Annotated in this window: 4 protein-coding genes; all 4 read right to left on the bottom strand. The window is 42.9% G+C overall.

Going from position 1 to position 2,940, the window contains the following annotated elements; all coding sequences use genetic code 11:
* A partial coding sequence (locus AC29Z1_RS13445; protein WP_488271968.1) for a lytic transglycosylase domain-containing protein occupies positions 1-367 on the bottom strand: 367 nt, incomplete at its 3' end.
* A gap of 63 nt (positions 368-430) precedes the next feature.
* Complete coding sequence (coaE, locus tag AC29Z1_RS13440) at positions 431-1,033, bottom strand: dephospho-CoA kinase (protein WP_488271967.1); 603 nt, start codon at positions 1,031-1,033, stop codon at positions 431-433.
* Between the two features lie 14 nt (positions 1,034-1,047).
* Positions 1,048-1,872, bottom strand: coding sequence for a bifunctional DNA-formamidopyrimidine glycosylase/DNA-(apurinic or apyrimidinic site) lyase (gene mutM, locus AC29Z1_RS13435; RefSeq protein ID WP_488271966.1), 825 nt, complete (start codon positions 1,870-1,872; stop codon positions 1,048-1,050).
* 13 nt (positions 1,873-1,885) lie between these two features.
* A partial coding sequence (locus AC29Z1_RS13430) for a DNA polymerase (protein WP_488271965.1) occupies positions 1,886-2,940 on the bottom strand: 1,055 nt, incomplete at its 5' end.

Raw genomic sequence — 2,940 nt, 5'->3', positions numbered from 1 at the left:
GTGAAGCTAGATACCAAGTACCGAACCGGATATTAATATCTGGATCAGTAAGGTCAGCGATCATAAAATTTTCATAGTTAAGCTGTTCGGCAATCCACCGCCCAGTCTCAGGCATAATCTGCATCAGTCCTAAAGCTCCTTTAGGCGAGCAGGCATCACTAATAAACTTACTTTCTGTTTTGATAACACCAGCCACTAAGAACGGGTCAATGTTCCGTTCTAATGCATAGGTATATATGGCTTCCTGGTATAAAAACGGATAGACAAACTTTTTTTGAAACCAGTCGGAACTCCACACCGTATACACTCCGGCAATTGCTACCAAAAGGCCGATAAGCAGGACTTTAAACCAAGTCCGAATACACAAAAATATCACTCCGCACTAAAAATCACTGTAATAAAATATGTATAGCGAATAGGAAAAATACCGTCAATTTTGCTCAAGGTTTATTTCATGCCAAGCTGCAAACACTTGTGCCTTAGTATTGTCAAGAGTGCCATTATTATCAATAATAACGTCCGCATATTTTAACTTATCACGCAACGGCATTTGTGCATGTATCCTTGCTATAGCATCTTCATAACTAATATTATCACGCAATTGTAGCCGAGTAAGCTGTGTTTGTTCATCAACAAACACCAGCCACACAGCGTCCACCTTTTTGTGCCAAGCCACTTCAATTAATAGCGGAGCATCCAATACAGCCACAGAGTAATTGTCCTGCTTGGCAGTAGCAATCGCTGCCATAGCTTCGGCCTCAATACGTGGATGGGTAATTTTTTCTAAATCAAGCCTAGCCTGACTGTCGGCAAATACAATTTGCCCTAAACGTTTGCGGTTAATCTCGCCGTTAGGCTCAAGAATACTGTCACCAAACCGATTAACAATTTCCAGCCAAGCTGGCTTTCCGGGAAGTGTAACAGCGCGCGAAAGTTTATCTGCATCAATAATAGCTGCCCCAAGCATGCTCAGTATTTTGCTTACTGTGCTTTTACCGCTAGCAATTCCGCCGGTTAATCCTATCACATACATCTGGCTTCCTCCAGTTACTTCTGGCAATTAGGACAATAATGAGTGCCACGTCCCCCAACTTCTTTGCGAACGATAATCGTCCCGCAACGCTGGCAGGGTTGATTGGCACGTCCATACACATGGAGGTGATACTGGTGACTGCCGCTCTGTCCAACACCATCACGATAATCACGAAAGGTAGTGCCGCCATGGGCAATTCCGTCAGCAATAACTTGATTTATCGCTTGATAAAGATATTTGGCCTCCGTTTCGTTAATGCTGTTAGCTGCTCGCTCAGGGTTGATACCGGCAATGGCCAACGCTTCATCAACATAGATATTGCCCAGTCCGCCTATTAATTTTTGATTTAATAATACTGGTTTTATTTTGGCTTGTCGCTTTTTCAGCATACCTGCAAAATACTCTAAAGTAAACTCATCAGACAGAGGTTCAGGTCCCATTGTAGCCAGACCAGCAATACGCCATAATTCGTCTGTTGGCATCAAATACAAAGTTCCCAACGTACGAGTATCAGCGTACAACAATGCGTCACCATTATCAAGACGAAATATGACATGCGTAAAGCTATCATATTCTGTCCCCTCAGTTACATAATACAAACGACCAGTCATTCGCAAATGAACAACAAGTACTAAGTTGTTGTCAAGATAAAACAGCAGATACTTACCTCGCCGTTTCAACTTTTCGATTGTCCGATCTGTGAGCACTGCCTGAAATTCAGGTGCTGTCGGCCATTTAATCAGGCGCGATAGTTTAATATCAACACGGGTAATTTTTCGCCCTTCAATCTTATCAACAAGCGTCCGGCGAATAGTTTCCACTTCTGGCATTTCTGGCATGGTACGCACTCCTTTATTTGGCCTGAGCCCAATTGCTGCCGGCTTTTACATCGGCTATCAGTGGCACATCAAGCTTTACCGCTTCTTCCATTGTTTGTTTGACAAGGGCTGCCACCTCTTCCAATTCGGCTGCTGGTACTTCAAAGACTAATTCATCATGTACCTGCAATAATATTCTGCTTTTAAGTTTTTTAGCCTTAAGCAAGGCATACACCTTATTCATCGCGATCTTGATAATATCGGCAGCAGCTCCCTGAATCGGAGTATTCATGGCTGTCCGCTCAGCAAATGATCGTTGATTAAAGTTGCTGCTATTAATATCCGGCAAATGACGGCGACGCCCAAACAAGGTCGTTACATATCCATCACGTCGGGCATTGGCAACAACTTCATCTATATATCGTTTCACGCCTTGGTATTTAGCAAAATAACTTTCAATATAATATCCGGCTTCTTTACGACTAACGCCAATATCTCGTGCCAACCCATAGTCACTAATACCATATACAATGCCAAAATTAACAGCCTTGGCTCTGGCTCGCATCTCTGGCGTGACTTGATCCATAGCTACACCAAAAACTTCAGCAGCTGTCCGGGTGTGTATATCCTGATTATGACGGAAAGCCTCCAGCAAACTGGCATCACCAGCCATATGAGCCAATACTCTTAATTCAATTTGCGAATAGTCAGCAGACATAATATACTGATATCCTTCACCAGGAATAAACAGCTCCCTGATCTTTCGTCCGATGTCTGTACGGATAGGAATATTCTGCAGGTTAGGCTCTGAACTGCTTAGCCTGCCGGTTGCCGTTACCATTTGATTAAAAGTAGTATGAATTCTATTCGTCTCAGGGTGAATTAACGCCTCCATACCGTCAAGATATGTGGATTTAAGCTTGCTCAGCATCCGGTACTCCAACAGCTTATCAATAAGCGGGTGCTGTCCTGCTAATTTCTCCAATACCTCAGCGTCAGTAGAATAACCTGTTTTTGTCTTTTTAATAATTGGGAGCTTGAGTTTTTCAAATAAGATAACCCCCAATTGTTTGGTAGAATTAACATTAA

Source organism: Sporomusa sp., from assembly GCF_057736855.1.
Note: the sequence above shows the minus strand (reverse complement) of the source record. Positions and strands in the feature narration are given on the sequence as shown.

What these genes read in the sequence shown, in the direction of transcription:
- coaE (WP_488271967.1), bottom strand. Translation starts at nt 1,033, where the DNA reads ATGTATGTGATAGGATTAACCGGCGGAATTGCTAGCGGTAAAAGCACA.
- mutM (WP_488271966.1), bottom strand. Translation starts at nt 1,872, where the DNA reads ATGCCAGAAATGCCAGAAGTGGAAACTATTCGCCGGACGCTTGTTGAT.